The 24,056-nt window shown below is 63.6% G+C and carries 23 protein-coding genes; 9 read left to right on the top strand and 14 right to left on the bottom strand.

Annotated elements, in window-relative coordinates:
* Nucleotides 1-249 precede the first annotated feature (249 nt).
* The 4 genes from QCE69_RS31035 to QCE69_RS31020 all read left to right on the top strand — a co-directional run bounded on the left by QCE69_RS31035 (nucleotide 250) and on the right by QCE69_RS31020 (nucleotide 5,292).
* Nucleotides 250-1,269: an aminotransferase class I/II-fold pyridoxal phosphate-dependent enzyme gene (locus QCE69_RS31035; RefSeq protein WP_309934729.1), complete on the top strand. Its 1,020-nt coding sequence runs from the start codon at nucleotides 250-252 to the stop codon at nucleotides 1,267-1,269.
* Nucleotides 1,270-1,278: 9 nt separating this feature from the next.
* Nucleotides 1,279-2,385 carry a cupin domain-containing protein gene (locus QCE69_RS31030; RefSeq protein ID WP_309934726.1) on the top strand — a complete coding sequence of 369 codons (1,107 nt, stop codon included), beginning with the start codon at nucleotides 1,279-1,281 and terminating at the stop codon, nucleotides 2,383-2,385.
* The gene (locus QCE69_RS31025) at nucleotides 2,382-4,136 is read left to right on the top strand and encodes a pyridoxal-dependent decarboxylase (RefSeq protein WP_309934724.1); all 1,755 of its coding nucleotides are present in this window, start codon (nucleotides 2,382-2,384) and stop codon (nucleotides 4,134-4,136) included. The genes QCE69_RS31030 and QCE69_RS31025 overlap by 4 nt, the downstream gene beginning before the upstream one ends.
* A gap of 151 nt (nucleotides 4,137-4,287) precedes the next feature.
* Nucleotides 4,288-5,292: a hypothetical protein gene (locus QCE69_RS31020; RefSeq protein ID WP_309934722.1), complete on the top strand. Its 1,005-nt coding sequence runs from the start codon at nucleotides 4,288-4,290 to the stop codon at nucleotides 5,290-5,292.
* Here the strand turns inward: QCE69_RS31020 and QCE69_RS31015 are convergent.
* From QCE69_RS31015 to QCE69_RS30995, 5 genes are all read right to left on the bottom strand, one after another.
* Nucleotides 5,289-7,676 (bottom strand): DNA polymerase II, encoded by a 2,388-nt coding sequence (locus QCE69_RS31015; RefSeq protein ID WP_309934720.1) that lies wholly within the window; start codon nucleotides 7,674-7,676, stop codon nucleotides 5,289-5,291. The genes QCE69_RS31020 and QCE69_RS31015 overlap by 4 nt on opposite strands.
* Before the next feature lie 163 nt (nucleotides 7,677-7,839).
* Nucleotides 7,840-8,499, bottom strand: a complete 660-nt coding sequence (flhC, locus tag QCE69_RS31010; protein ID WP_309820112.1) for a flagellar transcriptional regulator FlhC — start codon at nucleotides 8,497-8,499, stop codon at nucleotides 7,840-7,842.
* 18 nt (nucleotides 8,500-8,517) lie between these two features.
* A complete protein-coding gene (flhD, locus tag QCE69_RS31005) occupies nucleotides 8,518-8,835 on the bottom strand; it encodes a flagellar transcriptional regulator FlhD (protein ID WP_309926234.1) in 318 nt (105 codons plus the stop codon).
* A gap of 526 nt (nucleotides 8,836-9,361) precedes the next feature.
* Nucleotides 9,362-10,513: a purine nucleoside permease gene (locus QCE69_RS31000; protein WP_309926233.1), complete on the bottom strand. Its 1,152-nt coding sequence runs from the start codon at nucleotides 10,511-10,513 to the stop codon at nucleotides 9,362-9,364.
* A gap of 131 nt (nucleotides 10,514-10,644) precedes the next feature.
* Complete coding sequence (locus QCE69_RS30995) at nucleotides 10,645-13,218, bottom strand: mechanosensitive ion channel domain-containing protein (RefSeq protein WP_309934718.1); 2,574 nt, start codon at nucleotides 13,216-13,218, stop codon at nucleotides 10,645-10,647.
* Between the two features lie 167 nt (nucleotides 13,219-13,385).
* On the opposite strand from QCE69_RS30995, the gene QCE69_RS30990 reads away from it, so the two are divergent.
* Nucleotides 13,386-13,667, top strand: a complete 282-nt coding sequence (locus QCE69_RS30990) for a hypothetical protein (RefSeq protein WP_309934716.1) — start codon at nucleotides 13,386-13,388, stop codon at nucleotides 13,665-13,667.
* Nucleotides 13,668-13,684: 17 nt separating this feature from the next.
* On the opposite strand, the gene QCE69_RS30985 is transcribed toward QCE69_RS30990, so the two are convergent.
* The 3 genes from QCE69_RS30985 to QCE69_RS30975 form a co-directional block, all read right to left on the bottom strand.
* A complete protein-coding gene (locus QCE69_RS30985; RefSeq protein ID WP_309926229.1) occupies nucleotides 13,685-14,620 on the bottom strand; it encodes a cation diffusion facilitator family transporter in 936 nt (311 codons plus the stop codon).
* Between the two features lie 34 nt (nucleotides 14,621-14,654).
* Nucleotides 14,655-15,701: a selenide, water dikinase SelD gene (selD, locus tag QCE69_RS30980; protein ID WP_309935420.1), complete on the bottom strand. Its 1,047-nt coding sequence runs from the start codon at nucleotides 15,699-15,701 to the stop codon at nucleotides 14,655-14,657.
* A gap of 78 nt (nucleotides 15,702-15,779) precedes the next feature.
* Entirely contained in the window at nucleotides 15,780-16,325 is a 546-nt protein-coding gene (locus QCE69_RS30975) for a putative glycolipid-binding domain-containing protein (protein ID WP_309934714.1), read from the bottom strand.
* Between the two features lie 232 nt (nucleotides 16,326-16,557).
* On the opposite strand from QCE69_RS30975, the gene QCE69_RS30970 reads away from it, so the two are divergent.
* The gene (locus tag QCE69_RS30970; protein ID WP_309820088.1) at nucleotides 16,558-16,980 is read left to right on the top strand and encodes a BspC domain-containing protein; all 423 of its coding nucleotides are present in this window, start codon (nucleotides 16,558-16,560) and stop codon (nucleotides 16,978-16,980) included.
* A 15-nt stretch (nucleotides 16,981-16,995) separates the two neighbouring features.
* Here QCE69_RS30970 and QCE69_RS30965 read toward each other — a convergent pair whose 3' ends face one another.
* Nucleotides 16,996-17,520, bottom strand: a complete 525-nt coding sequence (locus tag QCE69_RS30965; protein ID WP_309934712.1) for an Rrf2 family transcriptional regulator — start codon at nucleotides 17,518-17,520, stop codon at nucleotides 16,996-16,998.
* A 422-nt stretch (nucleotides 17,521-17,942) separates the two neighbouring features.
* On the opposite strand from QCE69_RS30965, the gene QCE69_RS30960 reads away from it, so the two are divergent.
* Nucleotides 17,943-18,164 carry a hypothetical protein gene (locus QCE69_RS30960; protein WP_309820084.1) on the top strand — a complete coding sequence of 74 codons (222 nt, stop codon included), beginning with the start codon at nucleotides 17,943-17,945 and terminating at the stop codon, nucleotides 18,162-18,164.
* A gap of 87 nt (nucleotides 18,165-18,251) precedes the next feature.
* Here QCE69_RS30960 and QCE69_RS30955 read toward each other — a convergent pair whose 3' ends face one another.
* From QCE69_RS30955 to QCE69_RS30935, 5 genes are all read right to left on the bottom strand, one after another.
* Nucleotides 18,252-19,046 carry an anti-sigma factor gene (locus QCE69_RS30955; protein ID WP_309934710.1) on the bottom strand — a complete coding sequence of 265 codons (795 nt, stop codon included), beginning with the start codon at nucleotides 19,044-19,046 and terminating at the stop codon, nucleotides 18,252-18,254.
* The gene (locus QCE69_RS30950) at nucleotides 19,043-19,567 is read right to left on the bottom strand and encodes an RNA polymerase sigma factor (RefSeq protein WP_309820080.1); all 525 of its coding nucleotides are present in this window, start codon (nucleotides 19,565-19,567) and stop codon (nucleotides 19,043-19,045) included. Before QCE69_RS30950 ends, QCE69_RS30955 begins: the two co-directional genes overlap by 4 nt.
* Before the next feature lie 55 nt (nucleotides 19,568-19,622).
* Nucleotides 19,623-19,760 (bottom strand): hypothetical protein, encoded by a 138-nt coding sequence (locus QCE69_RS30945; RefSeq protein WP_309926221.1) that lies wholly within the window; start codon nucleotides 19,758-19,760, stop codon nucleotides 19,623-19,625.
* Nucleotides 19,761-19,845: 85 nt separating this feature from the next.
* Nucleotides 19,846-20,229, bottom strand: coding sequence for a hypothetical protein (locus QCE69_RS30940; RefSeq protein WP_309820075.1), 384 nt, complete (start codon nucleotides 20,227-20,229; stop codon nucleotides 19,846-19,848).
* Nucleotides 20,230-20,394: 165 nt separating this feature from the next.
* A complete protein-coding gene (locus QCE69_RS30935; protein ID WP_309934707.1) occupies nucleotides 20,395-21,405 on the bottom strand; it encodes an AraC family transcriptional regulator in 1,011 nt (336 codons plus the stop codon).
* A 216-nt stretch (nucleotides 21,406-21,621) separates the two neighbouring features.
* Here QCE69_RS30935 and QCE69_RS30930 point away from each other — a divergent pair, with 216 nt between their 5' ends.
* Together QCE69_RS30930 and QCE69_RS30925 are read left to right on the top strand one after the other, a co-directional pair.
* Complete coding sequence (locus QCE69_RS30930) at nucleotides 21,622-22,662, top strand: aldo/keto reductase (protein ID WP_309934705.1); 1,041 nt, start codon at nucleotides 21,622-21,624, stop codon at nucleotides 22,660-22,662.
* 203 nt (nucleotides 22,663-22,865) lie between these two features.
* Nucleotides 22,866-24,047, top strand: coding sequence for a 4-hydroxybenzoate 3-monooxygenase (locus QCE69_RS30925; protein WP_309934703.1), 1,182 nt, complete (start codon nucleotides 22,866-22,868; stop codon nucleotides 24,045-24,047).
* The last annotated feature ends 9 nt before the right edge of the window (nucleotides 24,048-24,056 follow it).

Raw genomic sequence — 24,056 nt, 5'->3', positions numbered from 1 at the left:
TCCGGGCAGCGCCCTTCCGCTTTCAATCAGGGTTCTCCCATTTCGTTTTAAGAATTTTCCCGCTCGTGAAGCGGAAAACGTGATTTATTCTGTTTCTTGAAACGACATGACGAATAGCGCATTCGATTATTAACGCACGGCCTGGCAAGCATTCGATTCTTACTTGATAAAGAATTGTTTCGAATGTGATGATGGAGCAAAGTTTTGATATCCCCGTTTGCACGTAGTGTCATTGATGAGCTTGGGCCCTTGGTTCCAAAGCCACCGGATCCCGACAAGCCCGCTACTCTGCTTCTGAGAAACAACGAAAATCCATTCGGCACAGATTATTGTCGTTATCCTGGTTTTGGCAATGACGCAATTTTCAAGCTGACTGAAAGCTATCTGGACTGGCTCCAGCTATCCGAGCAAACCGATCACGCGGCGCCGCTCGTGCTCGATGCTTCGAACCTCATTTTCACAACGGGTGCTGCCGGCGCGCTGGAACAGGTAATCAACGCGTTTTTTGAACCCGGAGTTGAGCGAATCGCCCTGACGCCGCCGTGTTTCGGCGTGTTCTCCCGATTGGCGACGATTCATCGCATCGAAGTCGTGCCCGTGCCACTCTTCGGTTCGGCATATGACCGCCTCGATGTCGATGCCTTGTGCGAAAGTCAGGCCAAGGGCGTCGTACTGTGCGACCCGAATAATCCAGTTGGAAGCCGCCTGAATCAGGCTGACCTTGAGTTGCTGATGAGGCGCTTTCCGGGCCTTGTCATCATCGACGAAGCTTATGTCGAGTACAGCCGGAAACCCTCGAATCTCCGTCGTCTGGAAGCGTTTCCCCGGCTTTTGATTCTCCGCACGATGTCCAAGGCTCTTGGCATGGCCGGACTGCGAATTGGCGCGGCGATCGGCGCGGAAAGACTCATCGAGCCGCTGCGCCGGGTTCAACTGCCGTTTGCGATCTCGTCCGTGGCCGCGAACGCTGCCCACGCGGTCCTTGCGAATCCAGAAAGGGTCATGCGCGGCATCGAGCAATTCCGGCGTGCCCGCGACGCGCTCTATCGGGCCCTCGCCTCTCTCGCCTGCGTCTCCGACATCTGGGGTGACGACTGTGGCTTCATCAGCATTCGCACGCGCGCTTTCAGCAAGGTGGTCCATGCACTGCGCGCTTGCCGGATCGAGCCGCTTTTCAACCCTGAAGGGCTGCATGACTGCATTCGTTTTTCGATCGGTACGGCCAGCGAGAACGAACGCGTCATTCACGCATTGAAATCAATCAACTAGTCAAACAAGATGACCGACGCAGAACATTTCACCTCACACGCGCTTTCGAAAGTTCAGGTAATCAGGCGCTGTGATATCCCGGCTATCACATCAATTCAAGTCGATGAAGAAATTCACTCACTCGGTGAACATCGCGATTTTCGCCGGCATCCCTTCTTTCGCGAGTTCATTCCGGACCAAGGACGCACTTCATTCAGCTGGGTCAGTCTGAAAGACGGTGAAATACTGGACAATCATGTTCATCCGGTGCAATCGATGATTCTGATTTGCAGCGGCTCGGTTTATCTGACGGGAGAAACCGGACAGCTGCTGAACGAAGGAGACGCTGCCTGCGTGCCAGCCGGGAAACAACATGGATTTCGGACCTGCGAAGGACAGCAATTCCACGGACTTTCAATTCAGTTCGACGGCAACGGATTATATGAAGTCGAAAGCGCGCCAAGAGTCGCATTCAACAATGACGCAACGCATTCGTTCGCGAGCCTCGAAAAAATCAACGCGCTGCTGCTCGAGCGACACGGCCGCAATCCGCTGTTCCAACTGTTGCGCGGCAACCGGTTACGCTCGGATGCGGCACGGCGCAAGCGCTTCCTGGAGGCGCTGCTCGTCTGGTCGCGCTATTTCCAGCGAATGATTCATGCGCGGCAGGCGTTCTGCACGGAGCCGGGGCTGCTACCGCTTTATACCCGTCATCTGCGCGACGAGCTCGGACACGACACGATGTTGCAGGAACAGCATGGTCTTGAAGGCAATACCCGCGACCCGCTGCTCGAAAGGGCGGCGCAATGGTTCGTCGACAGGATGCTGCATGCCGATGAAGCGGAAAAACTGGTGATCGTTCATCAGGTGGTGGAGGCAAGCGGATTCCTGTTCGGCCAGGCGAGCCGCCCGCTTTTCTCCCCGCAGCGCATGCGGGACGCGTGCTACTTCGACCTGCATGCTGAAGCGGACGGCGACCACCGCGAGGTCGGCCGAGCCTGGCGGCAGAACCTTCCTGCCGAACGATTCGCCGGTCTGATCGGGACGTGCCGACAGGCGTGGGATCAGATGGACGAGGTTCACGCACGCATCGCCGCGCTGACGGAGGCGTCCGGTTCGACCGGCCTCGCCGCGTGAATCCGGAGTCTCACGATCCGCTCGCGCGCTGGCGGCATCTATGGCCGCATCGGGATAACCAGACGGTCTTTCGCGAAACGCTCGGGCGTCTCTTCGACGACTACTGCCGGTGGCATGAGCATTGGCAAGGGCCGCTGTCCGAACGGCCGCCGGCCGACAACCGACCGCTGCTGCGCGCGATCGAGTTGCTGGACGATCTGTCGCGGCGGCTGCAAGCGGATTCCACGCCGTGGCCCGCGCCGCAGTATCTCGCGCACATGAATGCGGACCCGCTGCTTCCCGCGGGACTCGCGTACTTCGCCGCGATGCTCTACAACCCGAACAACGTCACGCCGGAAGCAGCGCCGGTCACCACGACGCTGGAACACGAACTGAGCGACGACTTCTGTCGCCTCTTCGGGTTCGATCCGCAACAAGGCTGGGCGCATCTCACGTCGGGCGGCCATGCCGCCAATTACGAGGCCATCTGGATCGCCCGGAATCTGCAGCGCGTGCCCTTTGCTCTCGCAGAAGGGAATAACCCGCAGGATGACGCCCGCCTCTGCAATCTGCCGCCTCGGGAGATCGTCGCGCGGCTCTCGCACGCGCTCGAAAACGCCCCACCGGAACGTTTGCGGGCGCGGATCGACGCACTCCACGATCATCCCGCACTGCGCGGGGGACGCATTCTCGTGGCGAGCGGCCGCCACTACGCGTGGGACAAATGCGCCGACCTGCTCGGACTGGTGCTCGAACCGGTGGAGATGGACGCTTCGATGCGCATCGACATCGCGGCGCTGCGCGAACGCCTGTTCGCTCACTTCAAGGCGGCGTATCCGGTCGTTGCCGTCATTGCCACGGCGGGCAGCAGCGGCGAAGGCAGCGTCGATGAGATTCACCGCATCGTGGCGCTGCGGCAGGAGTGCGAGGAGCGCTTTGGCGTGTCGTTCTTCCTGCACGTTGATGCCGCGTTCGGCGGTTATTACCGCACCTTGCTTCAGCCTTTGATCGATGAAGACGCATGCACGGCGCCGCACGTCTCCGGGGTGCTCAAGCCTGAAGTCGTGGAAGCACTGCAAGCGCTTTGCCACGCCGACACCATTACGGTCGATCCGCACAAATGCGCCGGCGTGCCGTATCCCGCCGGCTGCCTGGCGATTCGCGACCGCCGCTTCTCATGGGCGATCTCCAGCCAGACCCGCTATTTCAGGCCGTCATTTTCGCGCCATATGGAACATGGCCCTCACACGCTCGAGGGCGCGCGGCCCGGCGCTGCCGCGGCGGCCGTATGGATGGCGCATCGGCTGTCCGGCCTTCACCGAAGCGGACTGGGCGCCTTGCTGGCCGGCAACGCGCTCACCGCGACGCACCTCCATCACGCGCTCAACGCGCAGCCGGCCTTCCTGCTCGATGGCGTCGCTCACCGCTTCAGAAGCATGTTCGCGCCGGACCTCTGCATCGTCAATTTCTGCATCCATCCAGCGGAACAGGTAGTATTAAACGCGCGCAGAATTGAACTGCTCAGTGAGCGAATGATCGGCAACGCACAGTTGCCCGGTAGCGGAGATGAAAAGCTGCCATGGTTTTCGCGTAATCGGGTGTCGTTGCGGGACATCATGCCGGACGCCGTTCGCCGGGAAACCGATGAAACGGACGACACGACCGTGGTGCGCTGCTGCGTGATGAAACCGGTCTCGCACGACGCGTTCGCTGCATTTCTGCGCAATAGCCTCGACCGCCTGTTTGCGCGGATCGGGGGAAGAGAAACCTGAAGCGGTCCGACAAGGCGCCTCCACGCGTATGGGATGGCCGACAACCGGACCGCATCTGCTGTCCGTCTGTCCGGGCCAGCCGTCGGTTCCGACAGTTTGCGAATCCGACGGTCTGACCGTGCGCCGGACAGTCGCGCACCCCAATCGCTTCATGACAAAGCCCAAAGAAGACCGACATCGCAAGACCGCCGCCTGCCTGATCGCCTGTGCGGCGCTCGCCGTCGCGAGCAAGGCCGCCCATGCACAGGAATTCAGCGTCCTGGCCGGTCCGCTCAAGAGCAGCAGCCAGCACACGTATTCGTGGGAGGCGAGCTATCGCGAGGGCATTGGCCGTTACGCCGCGTGGAGTTTTTCCTGGGTCAACGAAGGTCACATCCCGGATCATCATCGCGACGGCCAGTCGCTGCAGTTCTGGGGGCGTTTGCCGCTGTGGAACGATCGGCTGGAATTGTCGGCGGGCGCGGGGCCGTATCGCTGGTTCGATACCAAGCAGGCGCAACTGGGCGGCGACTACTCCAATACGCACGGCTGGGGCGGCCTGTTTTCGCTGCGCGCCGCGTATTACTTCGACAACCGCTGGATCGCCGAAGTGAAGCTCAACCGCGTGCAGGCGTCCGGCGGCCCGGACACGACCGCGCTGCTGTTCGGCATCGGCTATCAGCTCGATGCACCGGAAGGCCGCGGACCGCGCGCGCGTCCGGTCTCGCGCTCGACCAACGTGACGAACAACGAAGTCACCGTCATGCTCGGGACGACCATCCTCAACAGTCTCGACTCGGAGTCGAATCTCGCGGAGAGCGTCGAGTACCGGCGCGGGCTGTGGCATTACGTCGATGTCACGGCCACCTACCTGCACGAAGGCGGCCACGTGCAGTCGCGCCGCGACGGCATTGCCGCGCAGATCTGGGCCACGCGCGCGTTCTTCGACGACCGGCTGACGCTGGGCGTCGGCGCCGGGCCTTATCTGGCGGTCACGCAGAACGACGACCTGCCGCAGAACCGCACCGGCGATGGCCGTTTCTCCGGGCTCGTGTCGCTGTCGGCGAGTTACCGGTTCGATCAGCGCTGGCTCGCGCGCGTCACGTGGAACCGTGTGGTCACTCGCTATGATCGCGATGCGGACATCATCGAGGCAGGCGTCGGGATGCGCTTCTAGAACAACTCCTGCTGGCCCGACATCAGTCCGGCGAAGTCGTCGCGCATGAAGGGCAGGATGCCGTCGGCGACGGGCTGGAGTTGCTTGCTGACGTAGTGCTCGTAGTCGATCGGCGCATGACGCGCCTCCACCGGCTCGGGGCCGGCCGTCGTCATGACGTAGCTGATCCAGCCGCCGTTCTGGTATTGCAGCGGACGGCCCTGTTGCCGGTTGTACTCATCCGCGATGCGCGCCGCGCGCACCTGGGGCGGCACGTTGCGGTGATAGTCGCCGAGCGTGCGGCGCAGGCGCTTGCGATACACGAGCAGTTCGTCGAGTTCGCCGCGCCGCGTGCGGCCGACGTAATCGCGCACGTAGTCGTCGTAAGGCTGGCCCTTGAAGATGCGCGTATAGAGTTCCTGCTGGAAGCGCTGCGCGAGCGGCGTCCAGTCGGAGCGTACGGTTTCCAGGCCCTTGTAGATGATGTCGTCGCTGCCGTCCGGGCGCGTCGTCATGCCCGCATAGCGCTTCTTGCTGCCCTCTTCGGCGCCGCGGATCGTCGGCATCAGGAAGCGCCTGAAATGCGTTTCGAACTGGAGTTCGAGCGCGCTCTCCAGCCTGAAGGTTTCGCGCAGATGCTCGCGCCAGTATTCGTTCACATGCGCGACGAGCGCCCGTCCGATGCGCGCGGCGTCGTCCTCGCTGCGCGCGCGCCGCAGCCAGACGAAGGTCGAATCCGTATCGCCGTAGATCACCGTGTAGCCGCGCGCCTCAATCAGCTCGCGCGTGCGATGCATGATTTCGTGGCCGCGCATCGTGATCGACGAGGCCAGGCGCGGATCGAAGAACCGGCAGCCGCTCGAACCGAGCACGCCGTAAAACGAATTCATGATGATCTTGAGCGCCTGCGACAACGGCTTGTTGTGCTGGCGCTTGGCGGCTTCCCGTCCCTGCCAGACCTGCGCGACGATCGCGGGCAGGCAATGCAGGTCGCGCGCGAAACGTGCGCCGCGAAAACCGGGCACGGTATCGGCGTCATCGGACAGGCTCATGCCTTGTGCGAGCCCGGCCGGGTCGATCAGGAACGTGCGGATGATCGACGGATACAGGCTCTTGTAGTCGAGCACGAGCACCGAATCGTACAGACCGGGCCGCGAGTCCATGACGAAGCCGCCGGGACTGGCTTCCTCGGGCACGTCGCCGAGATTCGGCGCGACATAACCGAGCCGATGCATGCGCGGCATGTACAGGTGCGTGAAGGCCGCGACCGAACCGCCGCTGCGATCGGCCTGCAGGCCGGTGACGGTGGCGCGTTCGAGCAGGAACGACAAAAGTTGGGTTTTCTCGAAGATGCGCGTGACGAGTTCGCAATCGACGAGGTTGTAACGTGCGAGCGCGGGCTTGTCGTGCCGGAAGCGCCGCTCGATTTCGTCCATGCGCGCATAGGGCGTGTCGATGGCCTTGCCCTCGCCCAGCAGCGACTGCGCGACATGCTCCAGGCTGAATGACGGGAAGCTCCAGGTGGCCGAGCGCAATGCCTCGATGCCGTCGATCACGAGCCGTCCCGCGATCGAGATGAAGAAGTGATTGCGGTTGATGCCGTGCTCGCGCCACTCCACCGGGCTGCCGTCGCGGCCGAGCGTGAGCGGCACGCCGAAGTCGTCGGCATGGCGCTGCAGCACGCGCAGATCGAACTGCACCACGTTCCAGCCGATGATCGCATCCGGATCATGATGCGCGATCCAGGCGTTGAAGCGGCGCAGCATGTCGGCGCGCGTGGCGCAGTAATCAAGCGCGAAGTCGATGTCGCCGGGTGTTTCGTCCGGCGCGCCGAGCATGTAGACCTGACGGGCGCCGCAGCCTTCGAGCGCAATGGAATAGAGTTCGCCGCGCGCGCTCGTTTCGATATCCAGCGACACGAGTTTCAGCGCCGGCCGGTAATCCGGCGCCGGCTTGAGTTCGCTCGCGATGGTGCCGTCGCGCGCGACGCCTTCGAACGATACCGGCGCCGTGATGAAGCGCTCCATCAGATAGCGCTCGGGCGGGCGGAGATCGGCTTCATAGACATTGACGCCCGCATTGCGCAGAGACTTCTCGAGCGCGAGCAACTGGCGATATTGCGTGCAGTACAGCCCGAGCACCGGCTTTTGCTGGAAGTCCCGCAGCGGTAAATCGCGCAGGTAGGCATCGCGTATTGCGCTGATCAGCGGTTCGGCCTTCGCCCGCTCTTCCTCGCGAATGAACGCGACGCTCGTCTGCACGCCGATGCGAATTTTCTGCGGCCCGTCATCGGTAGCGAGCCAGAAATCGACTTCGGCGCCGGCCGGTGTGTCGCGCCAGTGACGAGTCAGCAGAAAACCGTGTCGTGCGGGAGCCAGATCGTTACCTTCGAGAGCGCGTGCCATCGAAGCATTTTACTTGGCGTAAAAACAAACAGCCCGGCGTAAACATCGCGCCGGGCTGGAACATTCAACTGAGTTGCGGTGAAAAGATAAGTGCGGTGGCGGCGGTCCGGTCGTCTACCGTCCTGGCGGGCGGTCCCCCGCAGGCGCCCGGTGCCGCCACCGCTCAAGCAGCCTGTGCGACCAGGCTTGCCCGTTGCGACTGTAACGCCGCTACGTGATCGAGTACCGTGTGCTCCGCATGCTCCGGCACTTCGTTCTTCGAGATTACCTCCAGCGCGGCTTCTTGACTGGCCTGTTTCGCGGCCGCCGCTTTCTTGGTCTTCCCCGCGCGTGACGGCGGCTGGCAGGCCCCGCACACCACGTTGTTCTGCAAATCATGTTTGTGTGCGACGAACTTCCCGGTGCAGCGGCAGCATGAGGTCATCTGCAGCATGCCCGCGTCGAAGAAGCGCACAAGAGTCCAGGCCCGCGTGAGATCGAGTACCGCCTCGGCGCCGCTATGATTGCAGTGCTCGAGATACAGCCGATACCCTTTGGTCAACGCATCGAGATGCGAGCATCCCGCTTCGTTCTTCAGGAACGTATAGGTGTTGTAGAACAGCGATGCGTGGATATTGGCCAGCCACGTCATGTACCAGTCTGCCGAGAACGGCAGCATGCCCTTGGGCGGCGATGCGCCCTTCACTTCGCGATAGAGACGAATCATGCGGTCCCGCGAAAGCGTCAGTTCGCTTTCGAGCACTTGCATGCGCGCACCGAGTTCAATCAGCGCGATGGCGCGGAACACTTCCTGGGCGTCTTCAGTGAGGCTCTTCTTCAGCATGGCTCGCTCCGTCGTCACTTAAGCGAACTGTTCAGCCGGCTGGCCAGCCAGCAGGATTGCCGCGTGCGTCGGCGCAATGTCCGCGTTCTTCGCGGGTTGCGTCAAAGCCGACAGCATCGTGTGATCGTTGAAACGGAAAGCGCAAAGCAGGTTGTCCGACGAAGCAAGCTTGACGACCTGAGCGAGCGTGAGACCCGACAGCAAGTCGGCCAGCTCCCCCGACAGACCGAGCCGGAACATGCCGATGGCGCGGTCTTCGCGCAGCAGACGCTGCGCGAGCATGATGTACGACAGATTGATTTCCCGGATCGATTCCAGCGTTTCGCGACCGTTCATGGTTGCAACTTCCAGTAAATCCCCGAATTTCCCGCCGGCTTTTAGCCGATATCTTTTTTGTGGCCTCACCAGGCTCGTTCCGCCCGGCTACGTACTGCGTAATCTTTGTTTCAGCGCGTTACATCTTGTAACAACACTGTGAAACGGATTCTAAGTACGGGCTGAAGCGAAAGCAAGGTCATCTCAATAATATTTTGTTGCAAACAACACTTTGTATCGGTAATTTTTTCGATCGATCCAAAGTTACCTGTAGCGACCGCAAACTTTATTCTTCTGATGTTTAAAGGGTTCGAAGCCCACTGACGTCTTTTTCTTCAGAGTATTTGCTTAATGTCAGCCATAACGGGGGCTTCAGCCAGTCCGTTGACAGCGTTTTCCTGATTTTTTTAGATATTCATCAGAGGATATGGACGTTAAAAAGCCGCATTTCTGCTGTATTGCAGACATGCGGCTTAGCGAGTAATAAATACCTCTTACGTGTTACTGGGTTGTTACTGCCAATCGCAGTCCCGTTGTTACAGACTCGTCAACGTTGAGGCATACCCTTTCTCCACGCGCCCCAATGTGTAACAACCTCCTGCACGAACGGATTGCCGGTCAGATACAAGTTTTCGATCGCGGGCGTGAACCCGCCCTGTGTCGAATAGTTCAGAAGATTATCTTCCGCGGTCTGTCCCTCGTAGGGGCGATCGAAGTCCGATCCAGCCCGCAGCACCGCCAGCCGGGACAGATCGACACGTTTCACGCTCGCGGCCCGCTTGAGCGCTTCGAAGGTCGCGTTGTCTTCCTGCTGCGTGGTGCAGTAGACACCCTTGCCGTCCGTCAATAGACGGGTCCACTCGCGTGCCCGCTCGCCAATGTATTTCCCCGACCACCACGTGTCGCCGGCCAACGTGTCGCACTGAATCACGCGCGGCGGCTGGTTGGCCGGCGCATAGCCAAACTTTGCGCGCGCTACCTTTGCCTCGTCGCTGTCCGAAAGGGTTACGTTGCGTGACATGGCGTAGGCCGCATCGGCGAGCGCCGGATTCAGCGCGAATACCTCGGTCCGATAGTCGAGCGGCGGTTTCTCCTTCGGTCCCTTCGTGTTGATGCCCAGGAATCCGCTCGGCCAGTCGGCGGGTTTCTCGCGCGCGTCCAGTTCCCACTGAATGCCGAAGTCGACGAGATATTTCGCCCATGCCGCCGAGCCCACCGTACCGCGCGCCGGATCGATGCCCGCGATCCCCGCGATCAGGAAGTAGGTGCGCCGCAGGTCGAACCGGTCGGAGAAGGTCAGCGCCATGATCGAGGCCGCCGCGTTCGTGTGGCCCATGCCCGTTGTGATGACGCAGACTTCGTCGCGATTGCAGTGCACCGCGGGATAGTCCGGCGACAGCCCCGGCACCTGCACCGTATCCCATGGACCGAGCTTGTCGAGCCAGATCTGGCCTTCGGGCCCGAACATGCTGATGATCATGACCTTGACCGGACGGCCGCCGTTGCCGTGCCGGTCGTGATCGTTGCTGAAAGTGTCGTCGCGTTGCTGGGCGAAGGCGCAGCCGGTGACGGTGGCCAGGCTTGCAATACCCAGCGCAAGCGCAGTGGCGCGGATCGATTTCGTGAGTTTTGCAGCGGGGGAAGTGGTTCGAAGCGCGCTTGATTGATATTTCGGACGTGACGCGGGAGCTATTTTCATGCGGGCGGATCCTCATAAAGGTTCGACCTTCGAAAGAAGACCGCGCCCGCTCACCGGGCACGGCCAGCCCGCGCAATTATAGGAGAGCCAATAAGCGCTCCATGTTGCAAATCGTGTCGAACGGCGCTCCGTTACGAGCCGCCCTGCGTCGCGCGCGGCGGCGGTGCGCTCGAGGCCACGCCCGCCTCGCTGGTCGGATGCTGGGCCGCTCGCGACCGCTCGCCGCGCTGCTCCGCGCCCGCCTTATCGGCGTCCTGAACGCCGGCATCGGCGGGATCCTGGGTCGAATCCTGAGCGCCCTCCGAATTCCCGCCGTTGACGATGACGAAATTGCGCTGCGGATTCGCGATCTCGATGCCGCGCGCCGTGAATTCGTTGAGAATGCGCCGGTTGAATTCGCGCTGCACCGGCCAGCGCGAACTGTCGCGACACTGGATCTGGCCTGCCAGCGTGACGGTCGAACCATCGACGGCATCGACGCCCCAGAAACTGAAGTCGGACAGGATGCCGTCGCGGAACGCCGCGTCGTCGCGCAACGCCGTGCCGATTTCCTTCAACGTGGAGATCGCCAGATCCACATCCTGGCCCAGTGCAATCGACACGCGCACCGCCGCGTTGCCGATGCCCCGGTTCGTGTTGTTCACCGTCGATACCGAACTGAACGGCACGGTATAGAGCGAGCCGTCGCCGCCGCGCAGACGCACCGTGCGAATCGACAGATATTCCACCGTGCCTGAGACACCCGCGAGCGTGACCCAGTCGCCGACCTGCATCGCGTTTTCCATCAGCAGGAAGATGCCGGTGATCAGATCCTGCACCAGCTTCTGCGAACCGAAGCCGAGCGCGACGCCAAAGATGCTCGCGCTCGCCAGCAGCGGCGCCGTGTTCACACCGATCTCCGACAGCCCCGTCAGCACGACGACCATCGCGATGACGATGAAGAGGCCGCTGCGCATCATTGGCAGCAGCGTGCGCAGGCGTGCGGCGCGCAGGCGTTCGCCGCTAGCGGTCCACTGCTCGAGGCGCTGCTCGACGATCGCGTTCGCCCCTTCCCACACCAGCAACGCGAACAGCGCCGCAACCGCGATGGTCACGATCGCCGAGGCCAGCCGGTTGCCGATGCCGCCCGCCGTGAAGAAATGGATGATGTCGATGCCCCACACTTCGAGCAGCGCAATCAGCGTGACGATCCCGATGAGCACCTGCACGAAGCGCCGCAAGCCGGGGTAATAGCGATACGCGCGACGGCGCACGATGGATTGCTGCGCGGTGTCGTCTTCGTCGTTCTCACGGAAGACACGGCCGAGCGCACCGAACACGACGATCGCCAGCACGCGCGCGCCGATCAGCACCAGCAGCGACAGGCCGCCGAGATGGAACAGCGTGCGATAGCCGTTCTTTACATCGAGCGCCCACACGAACCACAGCGCGATCACGAAGAAGATCGCGACGCCGGCCCAGACGTCGGCGACCCAGTTGCCGAACAGGCGCACCGAGCGGTTCGCGCGTGCGCGCTCGCGGATGCCTTGCGCGACCGAGTTGCGCGACTCGAAAATGACATATGCGATCATCAGATGCACGATCAGCAGCGTGATCTTGAGGACGGCAATGCGCGCGTCGCCGGACAGGCCGATTTCCTCGCCCGCATTGGCGAGCGCGATGCCCACGCCCGCCACGGTCGCGATCCGCCTCACGCAGCGGTGCGTGTACACCGCATAGATATCGCGCATTTGCAGCAGTCGCAGGCCGCTGGCGCGCGGCGCAAGAAAGAACGCGCTGACGATGACGATGGCCCGGCACACGAGATAGACATCGATGAGCGCGCCCGCGACGCGCGCCTGGGGCGTGTTGTCGTCGATGAAGAGCGACATCAGCAAGGTCACCGCGCCGATGAACACGACCAGCGGCGCCAGCATCAGCAGCCCATTCAGCAGCGCGCTTGGCAGCCGTTGCAGCAAGGTCCAGTGCCGCGCGGCGTGACGTTGGCCACGTGCGCTGTCGGCCTTGCGTTCGGCGAGATGCATCGCGGTCTCGTCGCCGCTGCGTACCGCGGCGTCTTCCGCATGCTCGGCCGCGCGCTGCTCCTGCACGAGTTCGGGTTCCTGCACCTCGGCGTCCGCCACGCCACGCGCCGCGAGCCGCGCGCGCGGCTTCCTCAGCAGACGCGAGCACAGCAGTTCGAGCAGCACCGCAGGCAGCAACGACGCCAGCACCGTCCACGCGACGCGGCCCAGCAGCGTGCGCCCCTGATCGGTCGCGGTGCTGCCGCGCCACCATGCGGCGACTGAGCCGAAGTCGAGCAGCGTAGAGATCGAGTGACGCGTGCCCGAGCCGATCTGCACGAGCCAGTGACCGGCCTGACGCGACAACTGCGAGGCCAGGCCATTCGCGGTCAGCGAATGCGCCAGCACGCCGGATGCGCCGGACGCAGGCGCCGCCGCCGACGCCTCCTGCGCCGCGCTCGCGGGCTGAGGCGTGGCGAGCGCGCCCGCGGCGGCGACCGCGCGCAGCGTGTCCTCGACCTGCGAGCGGCGCGCGGGATCGTTGAGCACGGAGAGCGCGTCGCGCGCCTGCTGCGGTGTCAGCGCGACCGCCGGCTGCGACGCATGCGTCGCGGCGCCGGCTGCGGCAAAGGTGGATCGCGGGAACGTCGAGAGCAGACTCGACACGGTGACGAACAAGACGGCAAGAAGAACTTTGCGCATGGGTCGGATGAAGATTACGAAATTTCGGGGACTCGATGCGGACAACACGCACGACCCAAAGTGATGCGAACAACGCTGCGCGACAGACAGGTTTCCTGGGCGCTTGACTGCTGCGGAACAAACTCTGCTTGCGATGCAGCGTGGAATTACAACGGGCGCTTGCATCGATGCAAAAGAGAACGGAACGAACGTGGCGCAGCACCACGACACGTCATAGGCTGCTGACCGCCCTGATCGGGGTAGCACTTGGCGCGCCCGCTGCCGCGCAGACGGCGAGCGGCAGCCAGGGCATGGCGGCATCGGCGACGGCCGCGCCGTCCCGATATGATGCGGCGCCCTTGCCCGAGATGGGCGTCACCCAGGTTCCGTCACGCGAACAGACACAGGTGCCCGCCACGCCCGTGACACCGCGGCCGCATCCGGGCGCATCCGCAAGAAGTCTACGCTAACACGTGCGTCTCACGTCTCACGCTTCACCTGCGGCGGCCGGCTCGTTGCGGTCGCGTGCAACGTCCGGCTCGAAGAACACCCAGCGCACTTGCGGAAACGCGCGCTGCAAGTCGTCCTCGATCACGTTGATCGCGTCGATCATCGCGCGGCCGCTCGGGTAGTCGATCATTTCCGCCTGCACCGCCACGACCACATGCTTGCCCCATTGCAGCGTGATGAGGCTGATGATGCGCGTGATCTCGGGACGCGCCCGCAAGTGCGCCTCGACGGCCTTGCGCACTTCGGGGCTCGCGGACTCGCCGACGATCATCGACTTCACTTCGCGCGCCACCAGATACGCGATGATCATGAGCAGCACGCCCACGCCGATGGAACCCGCCGCGTCGAAGGCGGGATTGCCGGTGAGCATCGTCATCAGCACGGCGGCGAACGCGATGGCGAGGCCCAGCAACGCGGCGACATCCTCGCCCGCGACCACCAGCAATTCCGATTCGCGTGTTTCGCGGAACCAGCGCCACAGGGATTTGTTGGGCGTGCTCTTGCGGATCTCGCGAATCGCGCCCGCGAGCGAAAACCCTTCCAGCACGACAGAAATGCCGAGGATGACCAGCGCCACGACCGGGTTCGACAGCGGCTCGCGATGCATGAGCCGGTGCGCGCCTTCATAGACCGAGAACGCGCCGCCCACGAAGAACAGCAGCAGCGCCACGATCAGCGCATAGAAGTAGATCTCGCGGCCCGAGCCCAGCGGATGCAGCGCGTTGGCCGGCGCCTGCGCGCGCTTCAGCCCGAACAGCAGCAGCAATTGATTGCCGCAATCGGCGGTGGAATGGATAGCCTCGGCGAACATCGAGCCCGAGCCGGTGAACGCCGCCGCCCCGAACTTGCACACGGCGATGCCGAAGTTCGCGGCGAGCGCGTAGAAAATCGCTTTCGGTGATTCTTCCTTCATGCGGTCGTGTGGTTGCGTGGTGATCAGGGACGTTTCAGGAAACCTCGACGCGCCCCGCGCCATCGACCATCTCGCCGATGACGGCGGCTTCGTCGAAACCATCGGCGCGGAAGAGGGCGAGCACGTCGTTCACCGTTTCCGGCGCACATGAAACGAGCAGGCCGCCCGAGGTCTGCGGGTCGGTCAGCAAGGCGCGCGCCTCGTCGCCCTCGACGTGCAGCGCGATGTCGGCGCCATAGGCGTTCCAGTTCCGTCCGGACGCGCCCGTGTAGATGCCTTCGCGTACGAAATCCTGAACCTGCGGCAGCCACGGCAGGTCTGCATAGCGGATGCGCGCCGTCAGCTGCGCGCCGCGCGCCAGTTCGAGCGTGTGGCCGAGCAGGCCGAAGCCGGTGACGTCGGTGAGCGCGTGCACGCCGTCCATTTGCGCGAGTTCCGCGCCCGGTCGATTCAGCTTGGTCGTCGCGGCGATCATCGCGGCATAGCCGGCCGCGTCGAGCCGGTCCTTCTTCAGCGCCGCCGACAGCACGCCGACGCCCAGCGGCTTGCCGAGCACCAGCACGTCGCCGGGACGCGCGGCGGCATTGCGCTTCACGCGCGACGGATGCACGACGCCGATCGCCGCGAGGCCGTAGATCGGCTCGACTGAATCGATGGAATGGCCGCCCGCGATGGGAATGCCCGCCTCGGCGCACACCGCTTCGCCGCCCTTCAGCACTTGCGCGATGACCTCGTGCGGCAGCACGTTGATCGGCATGCCGACGAGGGCGAGCGCCAGGATCGGTTTGCCGCCCATTGCGTAGACATCGGACAGCGCGTTGGTCGCGGCGATGCGGCCGAAGTCGAACGGGTCGTCGACGATCGGCATGAAGAAGTCGGTCGTAGCGACGATCGCCTGTTCGTCGTTGAGCCGGTAGACGGCGGCGTCGTCGGCGGTGTCGTTGCCGACCAGCAGGTCCGGGAACACGGGCAGCGGCGTCGCGCGCTTCAGCAGGTCCGCCAGCACGCCGGGCGCGATCTTGCAGCCGCAGCCGCCGCCGTGGGACAGGCTCGTGAGACGTGGAGAGGTCGTATCGTTCATGGTCGGGGAAAGGGATGTGGGGTCGTGCATTGATGCGTGCCTGAACGGGCATTATCGCCGCTCGCGCCGTAGTACGTTCTACACGATCCGTTTGAACAAATCGGGATAGTCGAGCACGAGGCCGTCCGCATCGACGGTGATCTCCGCCGTGAAGCCCGTGTCGAGCCCCTCGTAGCGATAGCGCCCCCCCGGTTCGATACACGTGTACGCCTGCTCCGCCGCATTGACCACAAGCTCGGGCACGCGCACGTAGGCCACCCGGATCACGCGCCGCTCGCCGCGTACGAGCGCGAGCCGGCGGATCGGCAGCGTGTTGGTGAAAGGGGTCGCGGTGAGATCGACGTCGATGCAGCCGCGCAGCGCATCGAGCGGCGTGCCGTTCGCATCGCGCCATGCGTCGTGATCGTCGCGATGCAAGTCTAGCGCCGCGCCGCCTGCGAGCTTCAGTGCGAGGCGCGTGACCTGCCAGCGCCCGTCGCATTCGATGCGGTACACGAGACCGAACGTCTGCGCATCGCTTTCGCCGACCACGGCGCTCTCGATCACGACGCCCTTCCCCGACACCTCCATCACGAGATGCTCCAGTCCCGTGCCATCTTCCTGCGACCAGCGCGCGCTCTTCATTGCGTGTCCTCCCCGGCGTGATGCGGATCGGCCCAAGGATACAACGCGTCACAAAGCCTTTCGATATGCCTTCGGGAGCCGCGTTTCGCTCGACGACACGAAACCTCACACGGTATACTCCGCGCCATCCCTGCGCAGGCGCGCGCATCGTAGCCACAGCGCCATTCACGCGATCCGTGTCCCGGCGATCCGCGCCTGTCGAACGTCCCCGCTTCTTTGGATCGCCCACCGCATGAAGAACACTCTTGCTCCCGCCTTGCTCGCGCTCGCGCTGTCGGCTTCGATGTTTCAGGTCGTCCAGGCCCAGGAAACGCCGGACCGGCCCGAGGACTACTCGTATCTGACCAAATTGCGCGTGCCCGACTCCGTCGTGCAATGCGTCGCGGCATTCGATCGCTGGGTGGAACACGCGCCGAAGTACGACACGCTGATCGTCCCCGACCGCCGCGTGCTGGCCGCGAAGATCGACAGCGAAACGCCGATCCTGAGCCTCGGCAATCCGATTCCGGTGGACAAGGTCATCGTGATGCGCGCGTTCGCCAAGTCGCGCGGCAAGGAACAATGGACGCGCATGGACAGCCGCTGCGGCGTGCGCGACGGACAGGTCGTGGGCGTTTCGCTCACGCCCAACATGAAGCCGAAGATCGTCCGCTGATCCTCCTGCTTCAAGCTACCCCTGACGGGGACGCCGCTGCAGGGTGCGGCCGTCCAGCCACTTGACGACCTGCCGCCCGTAAGCGCGCGGCGCCTTCGCGTGAACGCGGCCCGCCAGGTCCGCCAGACGGTCCGCCGCCAGCGCCTCGCGCATGCGCTTCTCGGCGTTCTTCATCACCGCGTGCACGGCACATACGCCGCTGGTCGACCAGGGCGGCGCGTCATCGCCAAACACCGCGCAGCGTGCGCGAATCTCCCGGCATTCAAACAGCGGCTTGTCGCCATCGATGGCATCGACGACATCCAGCACGCTGATCTCACTCGATGGCCGCGCAAGCGCAAAACCGCCGCGCGCGCCTTCCGTCGCCACCACGAGTCCCGCCTTGTGCAGCTTCGTGAACAGCTTGGCGACGTAGTCCGCCGGCACGCCTTGCAATTCAGCGAGATCGCGCACGCCGGCCTCGCGCACGCCGTGTGGCGGCTCCGCGAGATACAGCATGCAGTGCAACGCGTACTCCACTCCAGTGCTGATGTGAGCCATGTCCACTCCGACGCATCATGTCGGAGTTCAGGATAGCCCTGCTTAACCAGCCGTGCAATCCACTGATAGGCACGGGTACGCCTTTACAGACGGCCGTCGCGAATATTTCAGGTTACACGTTTGCTTACAAAGGAACACGGCTTGTCATTTTGCTAACCGCTACATTGGTCTCCATGGATTCACAGGGAGAAACCAATGAAAAGACTAGCGATCCTTGCAGCGTTGGGCGTGTTGTTGAGCGGTGCGCTGTCCGGCTGCATCGTCGTTCCGGATGGCGGCGGTTATCACCACCATCACGGCGACTACTATCGCTGACCTTACCCGTGCAGCACCCAGTCAACCTGGATTGAGCATGTCGCAGTTTGTGTTGTAGCTGATCGCGCGAACTCGCAGCGCCCAGACACGAAACAGGAGCAAACATCATGAACAAGACGAAGAAGAGTGTGTTGATCGCCACCCTTGCCGCGGCCCTGGGTTTGGGCCTCGCAAACGCCGCCTCGGCGGACACGCATCACTACGCGCCGCATCACGTCAGCGTGGGCTGGCACGGCGAACGGTACTGGGACGGGCATCGCTATTGGCAACGGCGTGAATGGGAAAGCCATCATCATCACGTAGCGCCGCCGCCCCCGCATCGTTATTGATGCATCGGGCATGCGCCTGAGTGCATGAAAAAGGCCGCAGCGATTTCCATATCGCTGCGGCCTTTTTGCATGGGCGGACGGTGCGCGTCACCAGCGCTTCGGATCGCCGCCGAGTTCCTTGCAGGTGTCGTAGGCGATCGCCTGCAGCTTCGCCTCGCCGATCTGCCCCGACAACGCATAGCCCACCCGATTCCACGCCCAGTAGAAGGTGGTGCGCTGCCCGTCGCGCAGCACGCGGATCTTCGTGTCGTTGCGCCGGATGGTTGCCGTGGTCATGTAGAGCGTGAGCCGTTCGCCTGCCGCGTTCTGGTACATGAACTGCGCCGCGGGCCCCTCCTCGTCCGGCAGCAGCCGTCCGCCGACCAGCTGGAAGCCGTATTCCGCCAGCGATGGAATCGTCACCGAACGGTTCAGGCGCTTGGACAGCCACGTGACGAGATGATCCTGCTGCGACGCCGCCACTTCCACCGCGTGCCGTTGCTCGGGCGCATAGACCGCGTAGGCGATGTCGGCGCGTTCGGCAAAAGGCGGACTCGACTCGCCGAGCGCAGGCAGCAGCATGTGCAGCAGGAAGCCGCACGCCCCGCCGACCACCATGAAGCACGCGGCCAGCAGATAGCGCTCGCGCGGGCGCGGCTTCAGACGGATGACCTGCGGCTCGCCCTGATCGGCGAACAGCGCGCGCAATGCATTGTCCTGCGCACGATAGGCGGCCACGGTCGCCTCGCTTGCGGGATCGTTGGCGACGCGCTGGGCCGCGGCCTCGCGCTCGCCGCCGCTCAGTTCGCCGTCGACGAAGGCGGACAGCGCCTGAAGGTCGCGATCCGGCACGGGCTGCCCGGAGTGCGCGCCGTTACCGGGTGAACGGTCTTGATCTGTCATGAGCGGCTCACCACTTTCAACGACGACGCCGAAGCCTTGCGGTTCGGTTCCTCACCGAGCAGAACCCGCATGTGCTCGCGCGCTCTCGACAGACGCGACATCACAGTTCCGGTCGGCACGTTCAACACCACGGATGCCTCCTGATAACTCATTTCCTCGACGCACACGAGCAGCATCACTTCGCGTTGTTCCACCGGCAGGCAGTAGAGCGCGCGCTGCACGTCCCGCAGCACCAGTCCGTCGACTTCTCCGCGCGGCGCGGCCATCTGCCGCCAGGGCGCGGTTTCGTCGTCCACCGCGATATCACGCCGGCCACGCAGCTGATCGATATACAGGTTGCGCATGATGGTGAACAACCACGCCCGCAGATTCGTGCCTGCATGAAACGATCCCGCGCGATTCAGCGCGCGTTCGGTCGCGTCCTGCACGAGATCGTCGGCCCAGGCGCGGTCGCCCGTCAGCGCGCGTGCATAGCGGCGCAGCTGCGGCAAGTGCGCGAGGAGATCGCCTTCGAAGCTCACGTTCCGGACTTCCTTCGTCGGCACCGCAATCGCGCCGGCTGCCCCGAATCGGCCATCAGTAGCTCCCTCCGCCGGCGGGTCCGCCCGGCGCGCCCGATGAAGGCGCCGCCTGCGTTCCGCTTGCACAGCCGGCCAGCCCCGCCCCGAGGACGAGCGCGACCAGGAGCGCCGTCACTCCGATCGATCGTTTCATGATCGTGTTCCTTTCAGTGTATTGACTGGCGGACGAGCCGCTTTATTCCGCGAGCCCGTCCTGGTGCCGCGTCGTGCCGCCTTACTCAAGGCTTCACGACATGCCACACGTCGCGGAAGTTGTCGCCGTTCTTGTCGCCCGGCTTCGTGTCCTTCGCGAAACGGTACACACGCTTGCCGTCATAGGCCCACTGCTTGCCCCCGTCGGCGGCTTCCATGGTCCATTTGCCCGACGGCTTGTCGGAGTCGGCGGCCATCGCGGCGGGCCACGCCTGTGCGCAGCCGCCCGTGCAGGCGCTCGGGCTGCCTTTCGAATCCTTGTCGAAGGTATAGAGGGTCATGCCGTTTTCATCGACGGCCATGCCGTTGGCTTCCTTCGGCGCCGCCGCATGGGCGGACGAAGCAAAACCCGCCGTGAACACGGCCTGAGCGGCAAACGCGGCGACGGACATCAGGATGCGCTTCTTCATTTCATCTTTCCTTGTTGTAGAAGTATCCGTAGAACGTCCGTCAGCGCTGCACTATTCCGCGGACGATGAAATTAATCGATGCGGCAGCGCCCTCGCATCGCCAGACGGCATCCATTCAAGACCATTCGGGCGCGCTCGGCCAGTGATTCGTGATGTCACGCACGCTCAGACGCCGGCTGCCGCCGCCGTGGCGTCGCGCCAGCGGCGCGTGTCGCGCAGCGGCGGCGCACCGAACAGGCGGCTGTACTCCCGGCTGAACTGCGAAGCGCTCTCGTAGCCGACGCGATGCGCGGCGGTCGCGGCATCGGCGATATCGAGCAGCATCAGGCGGCGCGCCTCCTGCAGGCGTAACTGCTTCTGATACTGGAGCGGGCTCATCGCGGTCACGGCCTTGAAGTGATGATGCAGCGACGACACGCTCATATGCACGTCGCGCGCGATGTCTTCCACGCGCAGCGGCTGATCGAAATACTGGCGCAGCAGCTGAATGGCCTTGGCAATGCGCTGCGTCTGGCTGTCCTGCAGCGCGATCTGCCGCAGGCGCGCGCCGGAGCCGTTCATCAGCAGCCGATAGAGAATCTCGCGCTTCACCAGCGGCGCGAGGATCGGCACGTCTTCAGGCGTGTCGACGAGCCGCAGCAGACGCAGGACCGCGTCGAGCATCGAGTTGCCCAGGCGGTTCACATAGAGACCACGGGAGGCGTCGGCCTGGGTCGCGGGCGGCAGTTTTTCGTCCTGGATCAGCGAAGTGATTTCCTCGACATCCAGCTCCAGCCGCATGCCGAGATACGGCTCTGATTCACTCGCCACCGACACCTGCCCGCACACCGGCAGATCCACCGACGACACCAGGTAGTGCATCGGGTCGTACACATAGACCTCGTCGCCGACCATCAGCCGCTTGCTGCCCTGCGCGATCAGCGCGAGCGCGGGCGTCTGGATGCCGTGCTTCGGACCGCCGGGATTCATGATGCGATGCAGGGCCAGCCCCGGCACCGGCGTTTCGACCGACCCTTCGCAGCCGGCGGTGAAGCGGTCCAGCAGCGTGACGAGATCGAGGCGGGCCTGATCCAGCGCGGGATCGGGGGCGTGGCCGCCGTGCCCGCCGTTGCGTGCGTCCCGCGGCTGCTCGTGCTCCTCTTTACCGGCGAATTCGGGTGTGTCGTTCAAAGCCATGATTTCCGGACCATTTTCGAGATGGGAGAGTGCGTTCAGGATACTCGCGCTAGGGGGAGATTGCTCGGGGACACCCGATGCGTTTGCAGGAACAGGCAAGGATCGAGCAGGATCAGGCTATGACCGCGCGGCACGGCGGGACGATACTGCACTGCCGGGGCGGTTCGTCGCTAGTCCGTGGCGATGCCGCGCCCGTTCAGCCATTCGGGAGCAACCATGCGCTACAGAAAATTCGGCAATACCGGTCTTTTCGTCTCCGAACTGTGCCTCGGCACGATGACGTTCGGCGGCGGGACCGGCGGAATCTGGGACAACATCGGCCAGTTGCAGCAAGCGGATGCCGACACGCTGGTAGGCCGCTCGCTCGATGCGGGGATCAACTTCATCGACACCGCCGACGTGTATTCCGACGGCCGCTCGGAAATCATCACTGGCCAGGCGCTGAAGAACCTCAAGGTGCCGCGCGAAAACGTGGTCGTCGCGACGAAGATTCTTGGCGAAACCGGCACCAAGGGCGCCAATTCGCGCGGTGCATCGCGCTATCACATCATCGACGGCGTCAAGGCGAGCCTGCAACGCCTGCAACTGGATCACGTCGACCTGTATCAGATCCACGGTTTCGATCCCGCCACGCCGATCGAGGAAACGCTGCGCGCGCTCGACACGCTAGTGCAGCACGGACATGTGCGTTACATCGGCGTGTCGAACTGGGCCGCGTGGCAGATCATGAAGGCGCTCGGGATTTCGGAGCGGCTCGGGCTGGCGCGCTTCGAATCGCTCCAGGCGTATTACACGATCGCCGGTCGCGACCTAGAGCGCGAACTCGTGCCGCTCCTGCAAAGCGAGAATGTCGGCCTGATGGTGTGGAGTCCGCTCGCGGGCGGCCTGCTTTCAGGCAAGTTCACGCGCGACGGCGGCAAGGAAGAAGGCAGCCGCCGCAGCAAGTTCGATTTCCCGCCGGTCAACGTGGACCGCGCTTACGACTGCGTCGACGTGATGCGGCGCATGGCCGAGTCGAAGGGCGTGACGGTTGCGCAGATTGCTTTGGCCTGGCTGCTGCACCAGAAGGTCGTGACGAGCGTGATCATCGGAGCGAAGCGGATCGAACAACTCGACGACAACATCGCGGCCACCCAGGTGAAGCTCAACGAAGACGAGCTGGCGGCGCTCGACGAAGTCAGTCAGTTGCCTGCCGAATATCCGGGCTGGATGCTCACGCGCCAGGGAGAAGCGCGTCTGAAGCAGATGAAGGACTAGTCCTCGGCCTGAAGCGGGACGACGGGCGGACTTTCCACCCGCCCGTCAGGCCTAGGGATTTACCCTCGATTCAGGGCGATTTGCTGCCTTTTACCCCCTTTATCTCGAAATAAGATATTCCCTATCCCGGCTATCGCATTGCTGCATAGAAACAGTCTGTCGACACTGTACGCACAACATCACATTGCCTCTGGGAGACAAGCATGCGTACTCAAGTCGGCATCATCGGCGCGGGCCCGGCCGGGCTTCTTCTTTCTCATCTGCTGCATCTGCGGGGCATCGAATCCGTCGTGCTCGAGGCGCGCAGCCAGAACGACATCGAATCGACGATCCGGGCCGGCGTGCTCGAACAGGGCACGATGGACACGCTCAATCAGGCCGGTCTGGGCGCGCGGATGCAGGCTGAAGGCGCGTTGCACCACGGCTTCGAACTGGCTTTCGAGGGACAGCGCCGCCGCATCGCGCTGACCGAACTGACCGGCCATTCGATCACGGTCTATGCGCAGCACGAAGTCATCAAGGACCTGGTCGCGGCGCGGCTGGCCGCGAATGGCGCGCTCAAGTTCAATGTGTCGGACGTCTCGCTGCACGACTTCCACGAAGGCAGCGACCGCAAGCCGCGCATCACCTACCGGCACGAGGGCCGCGACGAAACGCTCGAATGCGATTTCATTGTCGGCTGTGACGGCTCGCAAGGCGTCTCGCGGCAGTCGATTCCCGAAGCGGTGCGGCAGGACTATCAGCGCATCTATCCGTTCGGCTGGTTCGGCATTCTGGTGGAAGCGCCGCCCTCCTCGGACGAACTCATCTACGCGCGTCACGACCGCGGTTTCGCGCTCATCAGCACGCGGTCGCCGGGGGTGCAGCGCATGTACTTCCAGTGCGACCCGAAAGACACGGTCGATGCCTGGTCCGACGATCGCATCTGGGCCGAACTGCACGCACGCGTCGACACCGCCGATGGCTGGCAGATCACCGAAGGCCGGATCTTTCAGAAGAACATTGTCGGCATGCGGAGTTTCGTGTCCACGCCGATGCAGTCCGGCAAGCTGTTCCTCGCCGGCGATGCCGCTCACATCGTGCCGCCGACCGGCGCCAAGGGCCTGAACCTGGCGGTGTCCGACGTGCGTGTGCTGAATGCCGCGCTTGTCGACTTCTACAAGGAAGGCAGCGGCGAGAAGCTGGCGCATTACACGCAAACCGCGCTCAAACGCGTCTGGCGCGCCGAGCACTTCTCCTGGTGGATGACGCGCATGCTGCACAAGCTCGAAGACACCTCGCCGTTTGAGCAGCGTCTCCAGGTGGCGGAACTGGAGCATGTGACGACGTCGCGTGCGGCCGCCATCGCGCTTGCCGAGAACTACGTGGGGAGCGTTGCGGTTTGAGCTTCTGTG

It is taken from the genome of Caballeronia sp. LZ032, from assembly GCF_031451315.1.
GTDB lineage: Bacteria > Pseudomonadota > Gammaproteobacteria > Burkholderiales > Burkholderiaceae > Caballeronia.
Note: the sequence above shows the minus strand (reverse complement) of the source record. Positions and strands in the feature narration are given on the sequence as shown.